Genomic DNA, 21691 nt, shown 5'->3' on the forward strand with positions numbered 1-21691 from the left:
CCTCTAATGCAGGCGAGATGGTGAATGAGTCGGGGCTCTTGACCAAACGCTTGCCGTCGCATCGCGACCTAGGGGGAAGACAGTGCTGGGGACAATGGAACATGCCAACGGCGATTTTTCGCCAGGTGGCCAATCGCTTCACGACTACGTGGCAGCCGCTTTTGAAACAGAGGATGCGGCCTTGATAACCAAGGCACTTGGCATCGCGGCCCGGGCTCGAAATATGAGTCAGCTTGCTCGCGAGATCGGTATGAACCGGTCGGCACTCTACCGTGCCTTGAGCGGCGACGGACACCCGGAGTTTTCGACAATACTCAAGGTCGTCAAGGCGCTCGGGCTGAAATTGACATCGACGCCGGCAAACGAATCAGGCGACCGGCAAGCCGCCTGAAGATATGTCACTTTCTGCGTAACCTGGGAACCGCTTAGTGCTGAGCGTGCTCTGTCTGGCGCTGCGCAGCAAGTGCCGCAAGATCAGCGGGCTTCAGTTCCACCGACTCGCCGCAGCCGCAGGCCGACGTCTGGTTCGGATTGGTGAAGGTAAAGCCTGAGCGCAGGGTGGTCATCTCAAAGCCCATTTCGGTACCGAGAAGATAGAGCACGGCCGAAGGCTCGACCCAGACCCTTGCACCGCCGCGTTCGATCAGGTCGTCCTTGGCATTGGGCTCGGTGACGAGGTCGATGGTATATTCCATCCCCGCGCAGCCGCCCTTCTTGATGCCGACGCGCACGCCCTTGGCATCCGTTCCGGAATTCTCGACGATCGCCTTCACACGCTCTGCCGCGGTGTCGGTCATGGTCATCACAGCAAAGCCCATCGGCCCATTCTCCTTCCGCAACCGGGTTCAAGGCCCGATGCTTCGTTCATTTAAATGTAGTCGGTGCCGGTAAACGGATCAATACCACCCCACCGATACCTGCGCTTCTTCCGACATGCGGTCCGGCGTCCATGGCGGATCGAAGGTCATGCCAACTTCGACGCCCGAGACGCCTTCGACCGCTCCGACCGCATTTTCGACCCAGCCGGGCATCTCGCCGGCAACCGGGCAGCCGGGAGCGGTGAGCGTCATCATGATCTTGACCATTCGGTCGTCCTCGATGTCGATCTTGTAGATCAAGCCGAGTTCGAAGATATCAGCGGGAATTTCCGGATCGTAGACCGTTTTCAATGCAGAGATGACGTCATCGCTGAGACGTGCCAGCTCCTCCGACGGAATGCTGGAATGCACGATCCCTTCGCGCACGTCGATCTTCTGTTCGCTTTCGTCCAGGCTCATAGCGGCCTCCTCATGCAAAAAACTTGCGCGCATGTTCCAGCGCATCGGCCAGTGCGTCGACCTCGGCCCGTGTATTGTACATGCCGAACGATGCACGGCATGTGGAGGTAACGCCGAAGCGTTTCAAGAGCGGCTGGGCGCAATGGGTCCCGGCACGCACCGCAACGCCCTGGCGGTCGATCACCATCGAGACATCATGGGCATGGATGCCTGCAAGCTCAAAGGAAAAGATCGCACCCTTGCCTGGAGCATTGCCGAAGACCCGGAGCGAATTGATCGCGCGCAGGCGCTCGTCGGCATAGGCCGCAAGATCCGCCTCGTGCCGGGCAATCGCCTCGCGCCCGATGCTCTCCATGTAGTCAAGCGCGTAGCCGAGACCGATCGCCTGAACGATCGGCGGCGTGCCCGCTTCGAAACGGTGCGGTGGGTCGTTGTAGGTGACCGCATCCTCGGTGACGTCGAAGATCATCTCGCCACCGCCCTGGAACGGACGCATCTCGCCCAGGCGATCCCGCTTGCCATAAAGGACGCCGATGCCCGAAGGGCCGTAGAGCTTGTGGCCTGTCATGACATACCAATCGCAATCGATGTCCTGGACGTCGACAGGCAGATGCACGGCCCCCTGGCTGCCATCGATCAAAACCGGGATGCCGCGCTCATGGGCGATACGGCAGATTTCCTTGACCGGAACGACCGTGCCGAGCGCATTCGACATATGCGTGATCGCGACGAGCTTGGTGCGCTCCGTCAGGTTCTTTTCGAAGTCCTCGACATGAAGGACGCCGTCGTCGTCAACCGGCACCCAAACCAGCTTTGCGCCCTGCCGCTCGCGGATGAAATGCCAGGGCACGATATTCGAGTGATGCTCCATGATCGAGACAACGATCTCATCGCCTTCGCCGATCTTCGGCATGCCCCAGCCATAGGCAACAGTATTGATGGCCTCTGTCGAGGATTTGGTGAAGACGATGTCGTCGACCGACGGCGCATTCAGGAAGCGGCGCACTTTTTCCCGTGCAGCCTCATAGGCATCGGTCGCAGCGTTGGACAGGAAATGCAAGCCGCGATGCACATTGGCATATTCGTGAGAATAGGCGTGGGCAATGGCATCGATGACAGATTGCGGCTTCTGGGCCGATGCGCCGTTGTCGAGATAGACCAGCGGCTTGCCATAGACCTTCGTCGACAGGATTGGAAAATCCCGCCGTATAGCCTCAACGTCGTAAGCAGTTGGAGATACTATTTTGTCCATGGCATTTTGGTCCAATCAGGCGTGCTTTTCGAGCCAGGTCGAAATGACGTTTTCCAAAGCCGCGACGAGAGCCTCGTCTTCCAGTTCCTCGACGATCTCGGCGACGAAGGCATTGACAAGCATCGCCCGCGCCTTGTTTGCCGGTATGCCGCGCGCCATCAGGTAATAGAGATGGTTGGCGTCGATATCGGTTACCGTCGCGCCGTGGCCGCACTGCACGTCGTCGGCGAATATCTCCAGTTCCGGCTTGACCGAGAATTCCGCGTCATCGGACATCAGCAGCGTGTTGCAGGCCATGCGGGCGTCCGTCTTTTGCGCGTCAGGCGCAACGCGGATCATCCCCTGGAAAACGCCGCGAGCGCGATCGAACACCACACTGCGAACGATCTCGGTCGATGTCGTATTCGGCACGTTGTGGTCGAGCACCAGCGTGACATCCGTATGAGTCTCGCCGCCAAGCAGGTTGACGCCGCGCAATTGCAGGTCGGATCCCTCGCCCGTCACCGCGATCTGCAGTTCCTGGCGAACAAGCTTGCCGCCGGCATTGATGACAAAAAGCTTGAGCTTGGCGTCCTTGCCGAGATCGACGCGGAGTTGCCCCAGATGGGTATCATCCGCGCCCTGCTGCTGCAGGATGATCCAAGTCACCTCGGCGCCATCGCCGATCAGCACTTCGCCGATATTGGACACCAGCGCCGCACGCGTCGTCGCCGACTGGTGACGTTCGATCAGCGTGACCTTCGATCCGGCGCCGAACTTGACTGGAAGGCGGCTGTGGACCTGGCCGCCGGCGTGGACGAACTGAACTTCAACCGGTGCACTGAGCTCGGTGCCTTGCGCAATCTCGACGATATAGCCATCACGAACGAAACTGCCGTTGATCCGCCCGATCGTATCATCGGAGCTCAAGGCAGTGAGCCCGGCAACCGCGCTGCCGTCGAGCAGACCGTCCGCATAGGAGCGAACGCTCACGCCATCGACCAGAGCCTTGACGCTAGTCTCGCCCTGCAACACCGACAGCACGGCAGCACCATCCACCAGAGGCGGCAATTCCGCAGCATTTGCATTGCCGATGTCGCTTGGCACCGTCCGCAACAGCGTTTTCAGGTCGGTATAATGCCAGGCTTCAATGCGCCGCGTCGGCAGGCCGGCGGTCTTCAGATCGTCCAGCAACCGGTCGCGGGTGGCCAATACGTCGCCATTGCCCGGCAGTTCGCCAAGCTGGTCGTTATAGGCCTCGATAAGCGCCATTTCCGCTAGCGTCTGGCGGGTCGTCGTCTGCATATTCATCGACGTCGTCCTTTCCGCCCGATCAGGCTGCAGCGCCAATGATGTCGGCATATCCGTTGGCTTCCAGCTCATGCGCCAGCGTCTTGTCGCCGGATTTGATCACCTGACCCTTGTAGAGAACGTGCACCGTGTCCGGGATGATATAGTCGAGCAGGCGCTGGTAGTGGGTGATGACAATCACGGCTCGATCCGGCGAACGCAGCGCATTGACGCCATCGGCAACGACCTTCAACGCATCGATGTCGAGGCCGGAGTCGGTCTCGTCGAGCACACAAAGCTTCGGCTGCAGCAGCGCCATCTGCAGGATTTCGGCGCGCTTCTTCTCGCCGCCGGAAAAGCCGACGTTCAGCGGGCGCTTCAGCATCTCGGTATTGATCTGCAGCTTGGCCGCCGCATCCTTGACCAGGCGCATGAAGTCCGGCGTCTTCAGTTCTTCTTCGCCGCGCGCCTTGCGCTGCTCGTTCATCGCGACCTTCAAAAACTGCATCGTGGCAACACCTGGAATTTCGACTGGATACTGGAAGGCCAGGAAGATGCCCTTCGATGCGCGCTCGGCAGCGTCGAGTTCGAGAATGCTCTCGCCATTATAGAGAATATCGCCTTCCGTCACCTCATAGTCCTTGCGACCGGAGAGGATATAGGAGAGCGTCGACTTGCCGGAGCCATTCGGCCCCATGATTGCCGCCACTTCCCCGGCTTTGACAGTCAGATCCAGACCACGAATGATCTCGGTGCCGTCTTCGGCGATGCGGGCGTGCAGGTTTCTGATTTCAAGCATAGTATTTTCCTGTTCATACGACGACTTCAAAAGCCGCCTAAAAGATCGTCTCGACCAAGCCGTCTCAATTGTCCCGATCCGTCATCCTCGGTTTTGGCTCAATCCGTCATCAGCCCACACTGCCTTCCAGCGAAATGCTGATCAGCTTCTGTGCTTCGATCGCGAATTCCATCGGCAGTTCCTGCAGCACTTCGCGCACGAAGCCGTTGACGATCAAGGCGATCGCCGCCTCATCCGGAATGCCGCGCTGCAGGCAATAAAACAGCTGGTCCTCGGAGATTTTCGAGGTTGTTGCTTCATGTTCGAACTGCGCCGTCGAGTTCTTCGCCTCGATATAGGGCACCGTGTGCGCGCCGCATTTGTCGCCGATCAACAGCGAATCGCACTGGGTGAAGTTGCGCGCATTCGATGCCTTGCGGTGAGCAGAAACCTGGCCGCGATAGGTATTGTTCGAGACGCCGGCGGCGATGCCCTTCGAGATGATGCGGCTCGAGGTGTTCTTGCCGAGATGGATCATCTTCGTGCCGCTGTCGATCTGCTGATGGCCGTTGGAGACGGCGATCGAGTAGAACTCGCCGCGGCTATCGTCGCCGCGCAGGATGCAGGACGGGTACTTCCACGTGATGGCCGAGCCGGTCTCGACCTGCGTCCAGGAGATCTTCGAACGGGCACCGCGGCAATCGCCACGCTTGGTGACGAAATTGTAGATGCCGCCCTTGCCGTTCTTGTCACCGGGATACCAGTTCTGAACGGTCGAATACTTGATCTGGGCGTCGTCAAGCGCGACCAGTTCAACCACCGCCGCATGAAGCTGGTTCTCGTCGCGCTGCGGTGCGGTGCAGCCCTCGAGATAGGAGACGTAAGCCCCTTCCTCGGCGATGATCAGCGTGCGCTCGAACTGGCCAGTGCCCTTCTCGTTGATGCGGAAATAGGTGGACAGCTCCATAGGGCAGCGAACGCCCTTCGGCACGAACACGAACGAGCCGTCGGTGAAGACGGCCGAGTTCAGCGTCGCATAGTAATTGTCCGTGGGCGGGACGACCGTGCCGAGATACTTCTTCACCAGTTCGGGATGCTCGCGGATGGCCTCCGAGATCGACATGAAGATCACGCCGGCCTTCTTCAGCTCCTCCTTGAAAGTTGTGACGACCGACACACTGTCGAAAACGGCGTCGACCGCAATCCGCGGAGTCTGCACGCCCGCAAGTATCTCCTGCTCGCGCAGGGGAATGCCGAGCTTCTCATAGACCTTCAAAAGCTCCGGATCGACGTCGTCGATCGACTTTGGACCCGGCGTGCTCTTCGGCGCGGCATAGTAGTAGATGTCGTTGAAGTCGATCTTCGGGTAGTTGACGCGCGCCCAGGTGGGCTCTTCCATCGTCAGCCAGCGGCGATAGGCTTCAAGACGCCATTGAAGCATCCATTCCGGTTCCTGTTTCTTGGCCGAAATGAACCGGATGATGTCCTCAGACAGGCCCTTGGGTGCCTTGTCCATTTCGATGATGGTCTCGAAACCATATTTATACTGGTCCACATCGATCAGACGAACCTGATCGATTGTTTCCTGAACCGCAGCCATGTCGTTCTCCAATCTCGCCGGATACAAGGTCCGGCAGCTTGTCAACGTTTAAGCAAACTTGCGCTTGCCTTGATATAAGTGGCCAATGCGGACTTTTCAGCCCAATTGGCAAGGGCAAAATTGCGTTTCCGCAAATTTCCCGGGTGTCACGCTGCCACGCCAGCGGGCTTTCGGCGGCCGGCGATTTTGGCAATGACCGCGATCGCTCGATCGATGTCTTCGTCCGTTGTCGCAAAACCAAGCGAGATGCGAAGCGCGCCAAGCTGTGGATCGCGGCCCATCGCAACAAGGACATGGCTTTCGCCGAGTTTTCCAGCTGAGCACGCCGATCCCGCCGAAAGGGCGACACCTTCGAGATCAAAGGCGATCTGGCCGGTCTCGGCCTTCAGTCCCGGCAGCGTGAAGAAGCAGGTATTGACGATCCGCTCCTGTTCCGCGCCATGGATGATGACGTCGGACGCGGCAAGCCGCATGCCATTCTCCAGTCGGTCGCGCAGCATCTTGACGGTGCTATTGCGCATCTCGAATTCGGAGAAAGCAGCCCCCGCCGCCGCGCCGAAGCCGATAATGGCCAATGTATTCTCTGTCCCCGACCGGTGACCTTTCTCCTGGCCGCCGCCATGGATCAGCGGCTTCGGCATCAGCACCTCGCCGCGCGAGATGAGAGCGCCTGCGCCCTTGGGTCCGCCGATCTTATGGGACGAAACGATCAGGAAATCAGCGCCGATTTCGTTGATGTCGAGCGGCAGCCGACCGGCAGCCTGCACCGCATCAACCACGAAAAGGCCACCGTGCGCCTTAACGATCTTTGCGGCATCACCGACAGGCTGGACTATCCCGGTCTCGTTGTTGGCCAGCATGATCGCCACCATCGGCAGGCCAGCCGGCTTGTCGTGAACGGCGAGCAAGGTGTCGAGCACAGCCAGATCGACAACGCCGTCCGATGTGACCGGGATTTCGCTGACCCTGTCCCTGGCAAAACGCCCGCCCTCGCGCAGCGCCGGATGCTCGATCGCCGAGACGTAAAGATGAGAGATGGCAAGCGGCGTCCGTCCCATCCGGAATTCCGGCGTCAATACCATGTTGGCCGCCTCCGTCGCGCCGCTGGTAAAGACGACATGCAACGGCAAAGCGCCGGCAAGCCTTGCCACCTGGCGGCGGGCCGTTTCGATGGCGGCGCGGGTCGCCCGGCCCTCGCCATGAACGGAGTTCGGATTTCCAAAGAGATCGAGGGCACGCAGCATCGCCTCGCGCGCCGCCTGATGAAGCGGAGCGGTTGCATTCCAGTCAAGATAGAGGCGCGATGCCGCCATGACCTTAGTTTTCCTGCCTCAATGGTTCCGTTTCGAAGCCCCGGCTCATTTTTCTTGTAATTTCCGCCGGGCTTGCCTTATGACACGTTCCACCACGTGTGGAAGATCATGCAAAGTTTCGAATTGTTCTAAACTGCGTTCTAGAAAAGATGAGCGCGTTCGTCAAGTCAACTTGCTGCGTCGATCATCATAAACAACGCAGAAAATCAGGTACGGAGTATCGATGCCCGAAGTCATTTTCAACGGCCCAGCAGGCCGTCTTGAAGGCCGCTATCAGCCCTCCAAGGAAAAAAGCGCACCGATCGCCCTTGTGCTGCATCCGCATCCGCAATTCGGCGGGACGATGAACAACCAGATCGTCTACCAGCTGTTCTATATGTTCCAGAAGCGCGGCTTTACCACGCTTCGCTTCAATTTCCGCAGCATCGGCCGCAGCCAGGGCGAGTTCGACCATGGCGGCGGCGAACTTTCCGATGCCGCTTCGGCGCTGGATTGGGTACAGAGCCTGCATCCGGATTCCAAGAGCTGTTGGGTCGCCGGCTATTCCTTTGGCGCCTGGATCGGCATGCAGCTTTTGATGCGCCGGCCAGAGATCGAAGGCTTCATGTCGATCGCGCCGCAGCCGAACATCTACGATTTCTCGTTCCTGGCACCCTGCCCGTCATCGGGCCTAATCATCAACGGCGACGCCGACAAGGTTGCCCCGGAAAAGGACGTCAACGGCCTCGTCGAAAAGCTGAAATCCCAGAAGGGCATCCTGATCACCCACAAGATCGTTCCGGGCGCAAACCACTTCTTCAACGGCCAGGTCGACACCCTGATGGGCGAATGCGAAGACTACCTCGACCGCCGCCTCAACGGCGAACTGGTACCGGAGCCGGCTGCCAAGCGGATCAGGTAAATGTGATTTTCCCCTTCTTCCTCTCGGGGAGAAGGGGAGATGCTTTCGCCGCAAATACCCCGCCGCTAACCGCCACCGTCGTTCCAGTCGTACCTGGAAACGTCAGAGGCAGGCCGTCCAGCGAACGGACGGCGAGAAAGGCCCAAGCTTCCGCCTCCATGCTGCCGCCGTCGAAGCCTGCCGTCTCCGCCGCTATGACCCTTGCGCCATCCTTCGCTGCCAAGGCCGAAAATTCGCCCATGATGACAGGATTGAGCCGGCCGCCGCCGCAGACGACGTAGGTCTTTGGCCTCTGCGGCAGGTAACCCGTAAGCTTCAGGATGGACGCCGCAGTCACGTGCGCCAGAGTGCGCGCGCCGTCTTCAAGCGCTACCTCTCCCTTGACCGGCGGCCGGAAATCGCTGCGGTCCAGCGACCGGCGCAGGTTCGTCGAAAAGAACGGGCTGTCGAGATAGCGGTTGACCAGCGACGGGACCACTCTGCCTTGCGATGCGGTCTCGCCGTTGCGATCGTATGCATGGCCTGTATGGGCCTCGATCCATTGGTCGATCAGCATATTGCCCGGGCCGCTGTCAAAGGCGGTCAATTGGCCATCCTGTCCAACATAGGTGAGGTTGGAAATGCCGCCGATATTGACGAACACGACGGGAGCGGTGAATTCCCCAGGCAGAATGGCGCATAGCGCTGCGTGATAGACGGGAATGAGCGGCGCGCCCTGCCCGCCATGCACCATGTCGTTGGCGCGCATATCGTAGACGACGTCGATCCCTGTTTCTTCGGCCAGCAGCGGCCCGTCGCCGATCTGCACGGTCAAACCGTCGTCGGGGCGATGCAGCACCGTCTGGCCATGAAAGCCGATGACATCGACATCTCGGGGCAACAGATCGTTGCGGGCGAGAAAGGACTTGACGGCAGCGGCATGACAGAGCGTCAGAACCCGCTCCGCCTGCGCAAGGTCTCCCGGCCTCTGCCGGCGGTCGACGATCGTCCTTGCGGTCCCAAGCGCCTTCTTCCATCGACGACGCAACGCATCGTCGTAGGGAACATAAAGGCTCGGCCCGCGCTCTACCACGCTCTCGCCGTCGGTACGCAGCAGCGCAACGTCGATCCCGTCCATCGAGGTGCCGCTCATCAGCCCGATTGCCGTTCTAACCTTGCCCATGAATCCCCCACAAAACATTGAAAGCTGAATAGTGCACTTTGGCCAAAACAGTGCTAAACGCGCCGCGACAGTTCAACAATAGCGTTTTCGTCGCCAGGCGCGCTTGCGCCGCTTCGCAGAGAAGAGACCATGTCCCAGCTGAAATCAGATTTCCTTCGCACCCTGCAAGAGCGCGGCTTCGTCCATCAGATCTCGGACGAAAGCGGCCTCGACGATCTGTTCGCCAAGGAAACCGTAACTGCCTATATCGGCTTCGATCCGACGGCCCCGAGCCTTCATGCCGGTTCCCTGATCCAAATCATGATGCTGCATTGGCTGCAGGCGACAGGCCACCGCGCAGTCTCGTTGATGGGTGGCGGCACCGGCATGGTCGGTGACCCCTCGTTCAAGGAGGAGTCACGCCAACTCATGACGATCGATACGATCGAAAGCAACATCGCCTCGATCAAGCGGGTCTTTTCGAGCTATCTGACCTATGGCGAGGGCAAGAAGGATGCGTTGATGATCAACAACGCCGAATGGCTGCGTTCGCTGAACTATCTCGAGTTCCTGCGCGATGTCGGCCGGCATTTCTCGGTCAACCGCATGCTCTCCTTCGACAGCGTCAAGACCAGGCTCGAACGCGAGCAATCGCTGTCTTTCCTCGAGTTCAACTACATGATCCTGCAGGCATACGATTTCGTCGAACTTGCCAGGCGCTACGATTGTCGCCTGCAGATGGGCGGCTCCGATCAATGGGGCAATATCGTCAACGGCATCGACCTTGGTCACCGCATGGGGACGCCGCAGCTCTATGCGCTGACATCGCCGCTGTTGACCACATCGTCCGGCGCCAAGATGGGCAAATCAGCCTCCGGCGCCGTCTGGCTGAACGCCGACATGCTATCGGCCTATGACTTCTGGCAATATTGGCGCAACACCGAGGATGCTGACGTCTCGCGCTTCCTCAAGCTGTATACCACCCTGCCGATGGACGAGATCGGTCGTCTCTCAGCCCTTGCCGGTTCCGAAATCAACGAGGTCAAGAAGATCCTGGCGACTGAGGTAACCGCGATCCTTCATGGACGGGAAGCAGCCAATCAGGCGGCGGAAACAGCCCGCAAGACATTCGAGGAAGGCGGCGTCGCCGAAAATCTCCCCTCGGTGGATGTACCGTCGGTGGAACTCGACGCCGGCATCGGATTGCTTTCGCTGATCGTACGTGCAGGTCTGGCCGCCTCAAACGGCGAAGCTCGCCGTCACGTCCAGGGCGGCGCGGTCCGGATAAACGATCAGGCTATCAGCGACGAGCGCCGCATGATCGGCAGCGGCGAGATCACCACTGACGGCGTCATCAAGCTTTCGCTCGGCAAGAAGAAGCACATCCTCATTCGCCCCGCTTCGTAAGCGGCAGACAAATTCTTCGGGTTCAGAAGCCGGCGCCATCCGTCGGCTTTTTCATTGGAATTCGAATATCTGCCGGAAGACACCGGGAGCAATGATCGACAACGGGTTGATCTGCAGATTGGGCGAATCAAAATTGCCGGTCAGCTTGAAGGTGATGCCGATCAAGCCGCGATCGCTGCCATTGCCGAGAATGAAACCGATGATCGGAAGCTCCGCAAACAGCCGGTTGAGACCGTAGGCCGGCATGAAGGTGCCGGTCATATCGGTGTTGCCCTTCTTGTCCTTGACGGTGCCCTGGAACGTCGCGCCGACCTGATCGCCGCGTACGACGCCGTTTTCGATTGCAACGACGCCCTGGCGCACGAAGAGGCGTGCAAACGCCCGCTGGAAATTCTGCGCGCTGGTATCGATGTTCTGCTTCACCGCGGAGTTCAGGCTCTGACCGTTGCGACCGCTTGGCGTCGAGACGATCGACTGCAGGCGCTTTTCGTTGGTAATGGCGAAGTTACGGATATCCAGCGAACCGTCCCAGGAATCGCTGCCGGACGACTGAAGCGACAGGTTGAGCAGCCCGCCGCGCATGTGGCGGTAGATATCTGCGAAGCGCGCAATAGCGCCAGCGTCGCCGCTGGTGACATGAATGGTGCCGTTGTCGCCGCCCTTGGTCATTTCGCTGACAACCGCTTCGCCGCTGCGTGTGACGCCCGACAGATCGGCGTTGATCACGTGGCCGCCCGAGATAGCGAACAAAGCCTTGAAGTTCCCGATCGACTCGTCGTTGAAACCGACGACCTTGTCGAGCTTGGCATGGACTGTGACGTCGACTGACGATCCGTCACCACCACCCGAGGTCGATTTCATCCGGACGAGTATCGGCCGGACGTCAGCGGAGTTGCCGGATATCGAAACGTCGTAAGAGCCCTTGCTGCGCTTGATCGACAGCGCAAAATCGTCGATCGCCGACAGCTGAATGCTCGAAAAAGCCGCCGATGACAGGCCGCCCTTGCTGACGACAAGGTCACCGCTCGCGCCGAAACCATCTCCCTTCAGGGAGAAGTTCTTCAACAAGGTCTGATCCTCGGGACCGGAAGCCTCAAACTCCGCACTGGCAGGGATTCCACTACCCTTGGACCAGCTGATGGCGGGCACGGTCAGGGATGCTTTCGTCAAGTCGATCTTCACGTCTTGCCGATCGTCATCAATACGCGTCAACGTCAGGGCGACGGGTCCGTTGATCATATCTGCAAGGCCGGGAACGACCTTGTCGCGCTGTTGGTCGTTGAGCGTGGCGGTGATGACGCGCTGCCGCTTCACGCCTGAGTTCGGCTCAGTCGGCTCGATCATGTCGATCGACGCAGGCACTCCGTCGATCAGCGCGTCGGCATCCAGATGCACCTGCTGCGGATCCGCATCGATCTTTCCATCGAGGTTCAATACTCGCCGGCCGTTGAAGGGCCTCAGCACATCGACCTTATCGAGATGAAGTGTGGCCTTCCAGACCGGCGGTGGCGGCTTCTGCTCTTCCATCAGCCCGATGGTTGCTTGCACGTCCGCCTCGATCTTGCCGTTGAAATCCTCGGGCTTGAACTCCGTCCGTTGAAGCGCCCGAACGGGCTTGAAAGACAGCAGCTCGCCTATGGCATCTCCGGTGCCCGAGATAGCCAGCTTCATGTGCGCCATCAACGGTTTGGCGTGAGTTTCAGGGATTGAAAACGTGCTGGCGCCAAGCACCGCCGAGCGACCGGACGGGAAATAGGACGTACCGCTGGCAATGTCTACCTTGACCACCGGACCGTTGAGATCGAAATGGCCAACCATGTCGCGGATCGGCGGTATCTCTCCGGGGACATTCAAACGGGCGCCGGCGATGTCGAATGCGATGTGAAGCTGATTTGCGGCTAGCCTCATATCCCCTGTGAGCGCCGCCTCCGCAAGCTTGCCTTCCGGAATGAACACGGAAATCGTTCCGTTGGTAATCGTTCCGCCGAATAGATTGGCCTGCGCCCAGTTTCGTGGCTTTGACGCCATCCAGAACGGCCAGAGCTGCTTCACGGCGGCCGTCTGCAATTTGTCGGCCTGCGCTCCGAAGCTGATCTCCGGAGATCCCGGTCTGATGCGCATCTTCAACGAGCCGAACATCGAACCGAGTGGGGTGGTGATGCCGACCTTATCGAGTTGCAGTTCTTTGCTCGCCGACATGTAGCGGCCATTCGCCACGCCGTCGAAGCTAAGCGGAGCCTCGCCGGATGCGGCAGTCGCCGCCGTCCCGCCCTTGATGAGGAAATCGACGCCGAAGCCCTTGTCGGCCTTGGGGTCGATGCGATCGAGGTCGATCAGCGCGCCGGTGAACGGAACCGTCGTTGCCTGGAACCGGGCGACCGACTTGTCGATCTCAAGCGTCTTATGGTCCGAATTATAGACGAGGTTGACCTCGGCCCCGCTCAGCTCCTGCCTTTCGCGATCCATATAGATCGAGCCGGGATTGAGATCGATCGAAGCCTTCAGCTGCGGTGCGACCGAATCCGAGCCCCGAACCGCCGTCACCGTCACGTCTGCGAAACTGTTGATGCCCTGTCGTGGCAGTCCGGCCTTGTCATAGGCAAGCGTCAGGGGTGTCAGGTCCAGATGGCCCAGTGTCGCTGTCAGCGACGAAGGCCGATCAGCCTCCTGGCGCGCAAGGATGTTGAGTGTCGCGACGGCACCGTCGATCGACAGTTGTCCCTTGAGATCCAGCGAATTCGGGCCTGGGCGGCTGAACACCAGCTTGTCAACCACCATCGACAATGGCGGCCCGCCATCCTGTCGCGCGATCTTGAGAGCCAGACCCGAAATCTCGACGGCATCGGTGCCGCCGCGTTCGACAAAATGTTGCAGGAGATCGAGGTTGGCGAAAGCGGCCTCGATGCCGGTCGGAATGCTGTCGACCCGCAGGCTTGCCGGATCGATCGGATTTCCCGAAGGCAGCAGCGCCGTGTCGAGCGCAATGCCGTTGGCCTGAACAGTGGCGATGACAAACCGCCCTTCGACCAGAGCCAACGGATCGAGCACCATCCGTACCGCTCCCATGGTGGAGAGGTGCTTACCGCTTTCCTGATCGACCAGGTTGACGTTGCGCGCCTCGAGCGCCAATCTCAGATGAGAGGTGAAACGAACGACGGTGGAGCCGACCTCGGCCTTGTAGCGCGGCCCTATCGCCGCATCGAGCGCGTCCTGTGCCTTGCGCGACAACGGTTCATCGAAAATGCCGCTCTCGACCGTTCCGACGACCGCGCCAATGAAGAGCAGCACGAAAATGCCGAAAACCATCGTCATCCGGCAGGCGTGCCAGATGTGCGACTGCGAACGGCCACCGCGCGGCGGGCAGTTCACGATCATCGGATCGTCGATCTGGGCGGACGGCAGGCCGTCGAGTGCGACGAGATCCTTCTTCCGAAACGTAACCTTTTCGCCGCGGATCACTCCAATGCGTTCCTTTGTATTTCTTGCTATTTTCCGGGTGACGCCGCGTCTCGGCTAGACGACATACCGCTTGGCTATATATCGGTAGTATATAACGCTGGGTAACATAGTCATCCAAAATACTGGCAAAAGAAAGATTTCCCCATGGCCGAACCGGACGTTGGCGCGCAAGCTCCCGATTTCGATCTCCCTCGCGACGGCGGCGGCCGCGTCAATCTAAAGGAGTTTCGAGGCAAGCCCGTCATCCTCTTCTTTTATCCCAAGGACGACACGAGCGGCTGCACCGTCGAATCAATCGCCTTTACCGCACTCGCCTCCGACTTCGACCGCGCCGGCGCAGTCGTCATCGGCATGTCGCCGGATTCGGTAAAGAAACACGACAACTTCATCAAGAAGCACGCGCTTGGAGTGATCCTCGCCTCGGACGAGGCCAGAACGGCACTGGAGGCTTACGGCGTGTGGAAGGAGAAGAGCCTCTACGGCCGAAAGTACATGGGGGTCGAACGCACCACATTCCTGATCGGGCCGGATGGCCGGATCGCTAAGATCTGGAACAAGGTCAAGGTCGCCGGTCACGCCGAGGATGTCCTTACGGCCACGCGCGAACTGTCCGAACTATCGATCCGTCCATGAACGCCGACCTCGATATCATCTCGCTTCGAGGCGGTGCGATTGCGGCGATGGGCGAAGTCGACCTCGATCGAAAGACAGAAATCACACAGCAAACGGCGGGACGTTGGTTCGCTCGCAAACTTTCGTTGCGCTCGCCACTCGATCCCGGCCTGCCGGACCGCCCGGGTCGACCCGAAAGGCCCGAACTCATCCCGCCGAAACAGATGGAAAAGCGGTCCTTGCACAGCGTCAGGGGCCGCGTAGCGCTTCTCCATGCGATTGCCCATATCGAGCTCAACGCCGTCGATCTGGCGCTTGATATCGTCGCGCGCTTTGCGACCGAGCCGGTGCCGAACTCCTTCTTCGATGGCTGGATGCAGGTTGCCTTCGAGGAGGCCAAGCATTTCCGTCTGGTCCGCAAGCGCCTCAAGGACCTCGGCGCTGACTATGGCGACCTGCCGGCGCATGACGGGCTCTGGCAGGCAGCCCATGCAACGCGCAACGATCTGACGGCACGCCTCGCCGTGGTGCCATTGATCCTCGAGGCCCGCGGTCTCGACGTCACGCCCGCTCTGCAGGCGAAGATGCGTGAGAGCGGCGATCTCGAAAGCGCCGCGGTGCTCGACCTGATCTACAATGACGAAAAAGGCCATGTCGCAATCGGCGCCAAGTGGTTTCGTTTCCTTTGCGCCCGCGAAAAGCGCGATCCTGCAAGAACATTCCATGAGCTCGTTCGCGCCAATTTCAGAGGACCGCTGAAGGCGCCGTTCAATGATATTGCCCGTGCGGAAGCCGGATTGACGCCATCTTTCTATCGATCGCTGACGGCGACCAGCAACGCCTGATTTTCAAGGAGAAATTCGCCAGTAGCTGCCGGCGATACCGGCTCGCGAAAGAAAATATTAACCTTAACGGTGCGTAATCAAGCCAAGGGTGCTGTAAGCAGCAATTGGGAGATTCTCCGTGACGAACGGGCATCAAAGCCGGATTTTCGGTAAGCGTGCGCAGCAACATGTCATCATTCTGGCAAGCGGCGACAAGGTTCGCCACATGACGATCCGTCCCTGGATGACGGCATTGGCTTTCTGTTTCGTCGCCGTTCTCGCCATCGGCTACCTGCTCGCTACCTCCTATCTCGTTCTGCGCGACGATCTCATCGGCGCAACGATGGCTCGCCAGGCCCGCATGCAATACGACTACGAGGACCGCATCGCCGCTCTTCGCGCCCAGGTCGATCGCGTCACCTCGCGTCAACTGCTCGACCAGCAGGTTGTTGAGGACAAGGTCGACAAATTGATCGAGCAGCAGCAGGCCCTGTCCTCCCGACACGGAAAGCTCGATGCCCTGCTGGATCGTGCCGAAAATTCCGGCCTGATGAACAAGGATGCCCCGGCAAGCGCCAGTGCGTCAGCAAGCAAGAACGACCACGCCGAAGCAGGCGGCGGACTGAAGGCGATAGAGACTGCACTTGCCAGCGGCAGCCCGGCGGACGCCACGCCCGACAACACGACGCTGGCCTATGTTCCCGCGCCTGAAACGGTGGCCGATCGAGCCGACCGGGTCTTTTCAAAGGTGACCCTGTCGCTGAAGCACATCGAGCAGGATCAGCTAAACCGTGTCCAGCACCTGACGGAAGGCGCATCCGAGACCGCCGACAACATCCAATCGATCGTCAAGCATGTCGGCGTCGCGGTGCCGCAAGGCGCGGCCGTCGTTACCGACGAGGACGGCGGCGTCGGTGGACCCTACGTCGCGCCTGAAAGCGAAGACCAGTTCGATCACTCGCTGGCGGACCTCGACACGGCGCTGACACGGCTGGAAGCCATGCGCGGCACGGTCGAAGCTCTACCCTTTCGCAGCCCGGCTCCTGGAAAATTGATCACCAGCCCGTTCGGCAACCGCAAGGACCCCTTCTTCGGCAAGCTGGCTCTTCACACAGGCACCGATTTTCACTTCAGTCCGGGCGAGAAGGTCAGAGCCACGGCACCGGGCAAGATCGTCTCGGCCGGATGGGCGGGCGGCTACGGCAATATGGTCGAAATCGACCACGGGGGCGGGATCACGACGCGCTACGGGCACATGGCCCAGATCCTCGTGGACGTAGGCGACAGCGTCAAGGCGGGCGACGCCGTTGGCCTTGCCGGCAGCACCGGCCGCTCTACGGGGACGCACCTCCACTACGAAGTTCGCGAAAACGGCAACCCGGTCGATCCAATGTACTTCGTCAACGCCGGTATCAAGCTTGCCAGCTATATCAAATAGCTCAGGCGAATTAGACTTTGCCACGTCGGCGGTTTCCAGCTATAAAATGTGACAAACGCGCAACAAGCGCAAATCTAGCCAAAAAATTGCGGCATCTTTAACCGATGTGCCGCACCAGGCTTCTGCTTTTCTTGACTTCCGGGGTATTTGGGACTATGTCGCGCTGCATTGCGGCACCAACGCCTGTCGACTCATCAGTGTCGACCGAACCGGAACGGAAACAGTCCTCCCTTTGACCACATTTGCTGACCTTGGCTTGAGCCAAAAAGTCCTTTCCGCTGTCACCGACGCGGGCTACACCATCCCTACACCGATCCAGGCCGGCGCAATCCCGTTCGCGCTCCAGCGCCGCGACATCTGCGGCATAGCACAGACAGGCACGGGCAAGACTGCGTCCTTCGTGCTGCCGATGCTGACCCTTCTCGAAAACGGTCGCGCACGGGCACGCATGCCGCGCACACTCATCCTCGAACCGACGCGCGAACTCGCTGCGCAGGTTGCGGAAAACTTCGAGAAATACGGCAAGAACCACCGCTTGAACATCGCGCTCCTCATCGGCGGCGTTTCCTTTGAAGACCAGAACCGCAAGCTCGAGCGCGGCGCCGACGTCCTGATCTGCACGCCCGGCCGTCTGCTCGACCATTTCGAGCGAGGCAAGCTGCTGATGAGCGCCGTCGAGATCTTCGTCATCGACGAGGCCGATCGCATGCTCGACATGGGCTTCATCCCCGACATCGAGCGTATCGCCAAGCTGATACCATTTACCCGCCAGACGCTGTTCTTCTCGGCCACCATGCCCAGCGAAATCCAGAAACTGGCCGACCGTTTCTTGCAGAACCCGGAGCGCGTCGAAGTCTCGCTTCCGGCTTCGACGGCAACGACGGTCACCCAGCGTTTCGTCGCCACCCACGGCAAGGATTACGAAAAGCGCGCCACGCTGCGCGATCTCATCCGCGCCCAGACCGATCTGAAGAACGCCATCATCTTCTGCAATCGCAAGAAGGATGTAGCAGACCTTTTTCGCTCGCTCGAACGCCACAGCTTCTCTGTCGGCGCTCTGCATGGCGACATGGACCAGCGCTCGCGCACCACGATGCTGCAGAATTTCCGTGACGGCGGGATCCAGCTCCTCGTTGCCTCGGATGTCGCGGCCCGTGGCCTAGACCTGCCGGATGTCGGTCACGTCTTCAACTTCGACGTTCCGATCCATTCGGAAGACTATGTCCACCGCATCGGCCGCACTGGCCGTGCCGGCCGCTCTGGTGCTGCCTTTACGCTTGTGACCAAGCGCGAGACGAAGCACACTGACGCTATCGAGAAGCTGATCGGCCAGAAGATCGAATGGCTCAACGGCGATCTCAACGCCCTGCCACCGGCCGAAGAAGGCAACGACAACGAGCGTCCCCGCCGCAGCAACAGCCGGGACAAGGATCGCGATCGCAGCCGCGGCAGGGGCCGCAGCGCCCCGGTTCACAAATCTGATATCGACGCGGCAGATACTCAACTCGAGCCAGCGATCGAAGCAGCGCCAGCAATCCCCGCACCAACACAGGCACCAGTAAGGGTCGAGACCGTGAAAAACGAGCGCAAGTCCGAAAACAGCAGGTCCGACAATAACAGGTCGCACAACGGTTCGCGCAACAACGCGCGGCCGTTCCCTGCTGCAAACGATGACAATCGCGAGCGCCGCGCCCGCTATCACCGTGATCAGGATGACGGCCCGACACCGGTCGGCTTCGGCGAAGACATCCCTGCATTCATGCTGATCGTCGCCAGCGCCGGCGCCAAGGGCTGACGGTTACTGCCAGATGGGGAAACCCGGCATCGATTTCCCTGGGCTTGGAACTGGTCTTGCCATTCTGCGCAATGGCAAGCTGTTGCTCTATAGGCGCATGAAAGCACCCGAAGCCGGCTATTGGAATATTGTCGGCGGCAAGGTCGAGCATATGGAGCCGGCGGAAACCGCCGCACGCCGCGAGGCCGAAGAGGAAACCGGCCTGTCGGTCGGCAATATCGCACTGCTCTGCGCGACCGAACAGATCATCGCCGACGACAATCAACATTGGATTTCGCTGATCTATGCCACCGAAGAGTTCAGCGGCGAACCTCGCCTTGCCGAACCCGACAAGCTATCGGACTTCGGCTGGTTCGGCCCTGGCGACCTACCCTCGCCGCTCTCCGCCTTTACGAAGGCAGCCATCGCACATCTCTGCGACACCGAGTTTTTCTAGAGCAATTGCGTCAATCAAACGATCAATCCGCCCGCAACGCGGCCTCATAGGCCAGACGCACCCAGTGTGCCATGATATCGGGATCGTCGTAGGCGTCCTCGGGGATCGACCAATAGGGCATGTTGACCGCTCTGCCCTTCTTGCCCTCATAGGCCCAGCGCCTTGCGCCGGCCGCCTCGAACTCGGGCGCACTCACCGAATCCACCTTGAGCATCATCTCGTCGCGAAGCTCGATCGCGATGATGCGGCCCATATGGTAGATACCCTTTCCCCCGAACATCCGTTTGATCGTCACAGGGCCGAGCGCCGAAAACATCTCTTCGATATCGGTATTGTTCATCCCGGCCAAACCTACAAAGTGTGATAGTCGCGGTTCATGTAGAGCAGCGCCGGTCGGGCCTCGCTGAAGCGGACGGCGACGACTTCCCCGAACAGAATGTTGTGGGTCGAGCCGCGCGTTATCTCATTAACCCGGCAGTCGAAGGTGGCGAGCGAATCGACCAGGGCCGGAGCGCCCGTCACCAGCGTGTCGAAGTGTCCGGAGGCGAAGCGCTCCTCGTTGGTAAGATTGGTGCGGCCGGAAAAGGCATCGGCGAGCGTCTGGTGGTGAGCGCCCAGCGCGTTCAACGCAAAGATGCCGCTGCTGAAAAAAATCTCGTTCTTCGCATTGCTGTTGTTGAGACAGATGAGCACCGTTGCCGGGTTGTCGGATACTGAACAGGCAGCCGTGATCGTTACCCCGCGGCGATCCTTGCCGAGCGCGGTCGTCACCAACTGCACATGGCCGGCAAAACGGCTCATGGCATCTCGATATAGCCCCGGGTCCATGTGGCTCTTGTCCAGCAATCCTCTTTCCCCCGTCCTCGCGCGATTTACGCCTTTGACCCAATATGGCTAGCATGCATTATCTTTTCTACAATGAGAGATGACAAAACGGTCGGAATTTGTTGGTTTTTCTTTGACGGGCCGCATTGGAGCGATAAAAGGGCAGGAGAAATTTCCTGGGTATCCTGCTCGATGAAAACCATGCGTGGCATACTGCTTCTGGCCTCGCTGCTTCTTGCGGCGGGAAGTGGTCATGCCGCCGGGGTGACGATCGGCGTCGTAGCTCCCCAGATGGGCACCTATGCCCCGCTCGGCGCACAGATCACCGCTGGTGCAGGCTTCGAGGCCGAGGCATCGAAGAACACCACCGTTCCCGTCGATGAGCCCTGCACTGAAAACAGCGGTCAGGCAGTCGCCGACGCGCTGATCAAGGCCAAGGTCCAGATTGCTATCGGCTTTCTCTGCAGCGAAACCCTGGAAGGCGCACTTCCAAAACTGAAGGATGCCGGCATCCCGGCGATCACGGTTGCCGTACGCTCGCACATCCTCATGGAAGACGCCTTGAAGAATGGCTGGCCGTTCTTTCGCCTGGCGCCGGTCGACAATGCGGAAGCACAGAAGGTTGTCGAGATCATCATAACGGCATGGGCGGCAAAGCCTATCGCGCTGATCGACGACGGCACTATTCACGGCCGCGAGCTGGTCGAGGCGGTGCGCAATGCGCTGGAAGAGAGGGGCCTGAAGCCCGTTTTTGTCGATACCTATCGGCCAGGGCAGGAGCAGCAGATCGGCCTCGTACGCCGGCTAAGGAAAGCCGGCGCCTCGAACGTATTCATCGGCGGCGACCGCAGCGACGTGGCAATCCTTGCCCGGGATGCCGCAGCGGAGAAGATACCGCTCGTGCTGATGGGCGGCGACGCGATGCGGGCCGCCGACCAGCCATTGCCGCTCGCGATCGACGTTCAGGCAGTCAGCATCCCCTCCTATGCCACCCTCCCATCCGTCCGCCCCACCGCTGACGCCCTGCGCAAAAAGGGCACCGAACCGGAAGGCTACGTGCTGCGTGCAGACGCCGCCGCCGCCATTGCTAGCCAGGCTGTCGAAACAGCCATCGCCGAGAAGAAGTCCGTTGCCGACAGACTGATGGGCACGACATGGCAGACCGCGCTGGGGCCAATCACGTTTGGGTCAAACCACGAACTCACGGTCAATCCCTACCGGTTCCTTCAATGGAACGGCAAGGACTTTCAGCCGGCAGACGGAGCGAGCGACTGACCCTTCGCCTGTTGTCGTCGATGCAGGCGCCCTTTGGTTGTTTGCCCCGCCATCCGATGATAAGCCAAATCAAAGCAACGACCGATCCA

Annotated in this window: 20 protein-coding genes and 1 pseudogene; 10 read left to right on the forward strand and 11 right to left on the reverse strand. The window is 59.9% G+C overall.

Translation table 11 applies throughout. The features are described from left to right. Nucleotides 1-82 precede the first annotated feature (82 nt). Complete coding sequence (locus AB4Z52_RS06100; RefSeq protein WP_442217025.1) at nt 83-391, forward strand: addiction module antidote protein; 309 nt, start codon at nt 83-85, stop codon at nt 389-391. 34 nt (nt 392-425) lie between these two features. Here the strand turns inward: AB4Z52_RS06100 and sufA are convergent, their stop codons facing one another. The 7 genes from sufA to AB4Z52_RS06135 form a co-directional block, all read right to left on the reverse strand. Beyond that, complete coding sequence (sufA, locus tag AB4Z52_RS06105; protein ID WP_442217026.1) at nt 426-818, reverse strand: Fe-S cluster assembly scaffold SufA; 393 nt, start codon at nt 816-818, stop codon at nt 426-428. 78 nt (nt 819-896) lie between these two features. Then, entirely contained in the window at nt 897-1277 is a 381-nt protein-coding gene (locus tag AB4Z52_RS06110) for an SUF system Fe-S cluster assembly protein (protein WP_442217027.1), read from the reverse strand. A 10-nt stretch (nt 1278-1287) separates the two neighbouring features. Then, nucleotides 1288-2529 carry a cysteine desulfurase gene (locus AB4Z52_RS06115; protein WP_442217028.1) on the reverse strand — a complete coding sequence of 414 codons (1242 nt, stop codon included), beginning with the start codon at nt 2527-2529 and terminating at the stop codon, nt 1288-1290. Nucleotides 2530-2544: 15 nt separating this feature from the next. Beyond that, nucleotides 2545-3819, reverse strand: a complete 1275-nt coding sequence (gene sufD, locus AB4Z52_RS06120) for a Fe-S cluster assembly protein SufD (RefSeq protein WP_442217278.1) — start codon at nt 3817-3819, stop codon at nt 2545-2547. Nucleotides 3820-3841: 22 nt separating this feature from the next. After that, complete coding sequence (gene sufC / locus AB4Z52_RS06125) at nt 3842-4597, reverse strand: Fe-S cluster assembly ATPase SufC (RefSeq protein ID WP_442217029.1); 756 nt, start codon at nt 4595-4597, stop codon at nt 3842-3844. Nucleotides 4598-4706: 109 nt separating this feature from the next. Then, nucleotides 4707-6176, reverse strand: a complete 1470-nt coding sequence (gene sufB / locus AB4Z52_RS06130) for a Fe-S cluster assembly protein SufB (protein ID WP_442217030.1) — start codon at nt 6174-6176, stop codon at nt 4707-4709. A 146-nt stretch (nt 6177-6322) separates the two neighbouring features. Continuing rightward, entirely contained in the window at nt 6323-7489 is a 1167-nt protein-coding gene (locus AB4Z52_RS06135) for a cysteine desulfurase family protein (RefSeq protein WP_442217031.1), read from the reverse strand. A gap of 223 nt (nt 7490-7712) precedes the next feature. Between AB4Z52_RS06135 and AB4Z52_RS06140 the strand changes: the two genes are divergently transcribed. Beyond that, nucleotides 7713-8390 carry an alpha/beta hydrolase gene (locus tag AB4Z52_RS06140; RefSeq protein WP_111161371.1) on the forward strand — a complete coding sequence of 226 codons (678 nt, stop codon included), beginning with the start codon at nt 7713-7715 and terminating at the stop codon, nt 8388-8390. Here the strand turns inward: AB4Z52_RS06140 and AB4Z52_RS06145 are convergent. Beyond that, nucleotides 8383-9552, reverse strand: a complete 1170-nt coding sequence (locus AB4Z52_RS06145) for an anhydro-N-acetylmuramic acid kinase (protein ID WP_442217032.1) — start codon at nt 9550-9552, stop codon at nt 8383-8385. The genes AB4Z52_RS06140 and AB4Z52_RS06145 overlap by 8 nt on opposite strands. Before the next feature lie 129 nt (nt 9553-9681). Between AB4Z52_RS06145 and tyrS the strand changes: the two genes are divergently transcribed. Continuing rightward, on the forward strand, nt 9682-10938 hold the full coding sequence (tyrS, locus tag AB4Z52_RS06150; RefSeq protein ID WP_442217033.1) for a tyrosine--tRNA ligase: 1257 nt from the start codon (nt 9682-9684) through the stop codon (nt 10936-10938). A gap of 51 nt (nt 10939-10989) precedes the next feature. Here the strand turns inward: tyrS and AB4Z52_RS06155 are convergent, their stop codons facing one another. Then, nucleotides 10990-14403: a hypothetical protein gene (locus tag AB4Z52_RS06155; protein WP_442217279.1), complete on the reverse strand. Its 3414-nt coding sequence runs from the start codon at nt 14401-14403 to the stop codon at nt 10990-10992. A gap of 138 nt (nt 14404-14541) precedes the next feature. Between AB4Z52_RS06155 and AB4Z52_RS06160 the strand changes: the two genes are divergently transcribed. From AB4Z52_RS06160 to AB4Z52_RS06185, 6 genes and pseudogenes are all read left to right on the forward strand, one after another. Further along, complete coding sequence (locus AB4Z52_RS06160) at nt 14542-15030, forward strand: peroxiredoxin (RefSeq protein ID WP_442217034.1); 489 nt, start codon at nt 14542-14544, stop codon at nt 15028-15030. Beyond that, nucleotides 15027-15854 carry a ferritin-like domain-containing protein gene (locus AB4Z52_RS06165; RefSeq protein WP_442217035.1) on the forward strand — a complete coding sequence of 276 codons (828 nt, stop codon included), beginning with the start codon at nt 15027-15029 and terminating at the stop codon, nt 15852-15854. The genes AB4Z52_RS06160 and AB4Z52_RS06165 overlap by 4 nt, the downstream gene beginning before the upstream one ends. A gap of 118 nt (nt 15855-15972) precedes the next feature. Next, nucleotides 15973-16651: pseudogene (locus tag AB4Z52_RS06170) on the forward strand (M23 family peptidase); the annotation flags it as partial. 182 nt (nt 16652-16833) lie between these two features. Beyond that, nucleotides 16834-17271: a M23 family metallopeptidase gene (locus tag AB4Z52_RS06175; RefSeq protein ID WP_442217280.1), complete on the forward strand. Its 438-nt coding sequence runs from the start codon at nt 16834-16836 to the stop codon at nt 17269-17271. Between the two features lie 232 nt (nt 17272-17503). Then, nucleotides 17504-19066 carry a DEAD/DEAH box helicase gene (locus AB4Z52_RS06180; protein WP_442217036.1) on the forward strand — a complete coding sequence of 521 codons (1563 nt, stop codon included), beginning with the start codon at nt 17504-17506 and terminating at the stop codon, nt 19064-19066. A gap of 13 nt (nt 19067-19079) precedes the next feature. Then, nucleotides 19080-19502 carry an NUDIX domain-containing protein gene (locus AB4Z52_RS06185; protein WP_442217037.1) on the forward strand — a complete coding sequence of 141 codons (423 nt, stop codon included), beginning with the start codon at nt 19080-19082 and terminating at the stop codon, nt 19500-19502. A 22-nt stretch (nt 19503-19524) separates the two neighbouring features. On the opposite strand, the gene AB4Z52_RS06190 is transcribed toward AB4Z52_RS06185, so the two are convergent. Together AB4Z52_RS06190 and AB4Z52_RS06195 are read right to left on the reverse strand one after the other, a co-directional pair. Further along, entirely contained in the window at nt 19525-19842 is a 318-nt protein-coding gene (locus AB4Z52_RS06190) for a TfoX/Sxy family protein (protein ID WP_442217038.1), read from the reverse strand. Nucleotides 19843-19853: 11 nt separating this feature from the next. Next, on the reverse strand, nt 19854-20330 hold the full coding sequence (locus AB4Z52_RS06195; RefSeq protein WP_442217281.1) for a flavin reductase: 477 nt from the start codon (nt 20328-20330) through the stop codon (nt 19854-19856). A 189-nt stretch (nt 20331-20519) separates the two neighbouring features. Between AB4Z52_RS06195 and AB4Z52_RS06200 the strand changes: the two genes are divergently transcribed. Beyond that, the gene (locus AB4Z52_RS06200) at nt 20520-21602 is read left to right on the forward strand and encodes a branched-chain amino acid ABC transporter substrate-binding protein (protein ID WP_442217039.1); all 1083 of its coding nucleotides are present in this window, start codon (nt 20520-20522) and stop codon (nt 21600-21602) included. Nucleotides 21603-21691: the final 89 nt, after the last annotated feature.

Origin of the sequence: Rhizobium sp. 2YAF20, assembly GCF_052114685.1 — a bacterium.
Lineage (GTDB): Bacteria > Pseudomonadota > Alphaproteobacteria > Rhizobiales > Rhizobiaceae > Rhizobium.

Bases quoted from the DNA above. Each gene is read 5' to 3' on its own strand.
- sufA (WP_442217026.1), bottom strand. From the start codon at position 818: ATGGGCTTTGCTGTGATGACCATGACCGACACCGCGGCAGAGCGTGTG.
- AB4Z52_RS06110 (WP_442217027.1), bottom strand. From the start codon at position 1,277: ATGAGCCTGGACGAAAGCGAACAGAAGATCGACGTGCGCGAAGGGATC.
- AB4Z52_RS06115 (WP_442217028.1), bottom strand. From the start codon at position 2,529: ATGGACAAAATAGTATCTCCAACTGCTTACGACGTTGAGGCTATACGG.
- sufD (WP_442217278.1), bottom strand. From the start codon at position 3,819: ATGAATATGCAGACGACGACCCGCCAGACGCTAGCGGAAATGGCGCTT.
- sufC (WP_442217029.1), bottom strand. From the start codon at position 4,597: ATGCTTGAAATCAGAAACCTGCACGCCCGCATCGCCGAAGACGGCACC.
- sufB (WP_442217030.1), bottom strand. From the start codon at position 6,176: ATGGCTGCGGTTCAGGAAACAATCGATCAGGTTCGTCTGATCGATGTG.
- AB4Z52_RS06135 (WP_442217031.1), bottom strand. From the start codon at position 7,489: ATGGCGGCATCGCGCCTCTATCTTGACTGGAATGCAACCGCTCCGCTT.
- AB4Z52_RS06140 (WP_111161371.1), top strand. From the start codon at position 7,713: ATGCCCGAAGTCATTTTCAACGGCCCAGCAGGCCGTCTTGAAGGCCGC.
- AB4Z52_RS06145 (WP_442217032.1), bottom strand. From the start codon at position 9,552: ATGGGCAAGGTTAGAACGGCAATCGGGCTGATGAGCGGCACCTCGATG.
- tyrS (WP_442217033.1), top strand. From the start codon at position 9,682: ATGTCCCAGCTGAAATCAGATTTCCTTCGCACCCTGCAAGAGCGCGGC.
- AB4Z52_RS06160 (WP_442217034.1), top strand. From the start codon at position 14,542: ATGGCCGAACCGGACGTTGGCGCGCAAGCTCCCGATTTCGATCTCCCT.
- AB4Z52_RS06165 (WP_442217035.1), top strand. From the start codon at position 15,027: ATGAACGCCGACCTCGATATCATCTCGCTTCGAGGCGGTGCGATTGCG.
- AB4Z52_RS06175 (WP_442217280.1), top strand. From the start codon at position 16,834: ATGCGCGGCACGGTCGAAGCTCTACCCTTTCGCAGCCCGGCTCCTGGA.
- AB4Z52_RS06185 (WP_442217037.1), top strand. From the start codon at position 19,080: ATGGGGAAACCCGGCATCGATTTCCCTGGGCTTGGAACTGGTCTTGCC.
- AB4Z52_RS06190 (WP_442217038.1), bottom strand. From the start codon at position 19,842: ATGAACAATACCGATATCGAAGAGATGTTTTCGGCGCTCGGCCCTGTG.
- AB4Z52_RS06195 (WP_442217281.1), bottom strand. From the start codon at position 20,330: ATGGACCCGGGGCTATATCGAGATGCCATGAGCCGTTTTGCCGGCCAT.
- AB4Z52_RS06200 (WP_442217039.1), top strand. From the start codon at position 20,520: ATGAAAACCATGCGTGGCATACTGCTTCTGGCCTCGCTGCTTCTTGCG.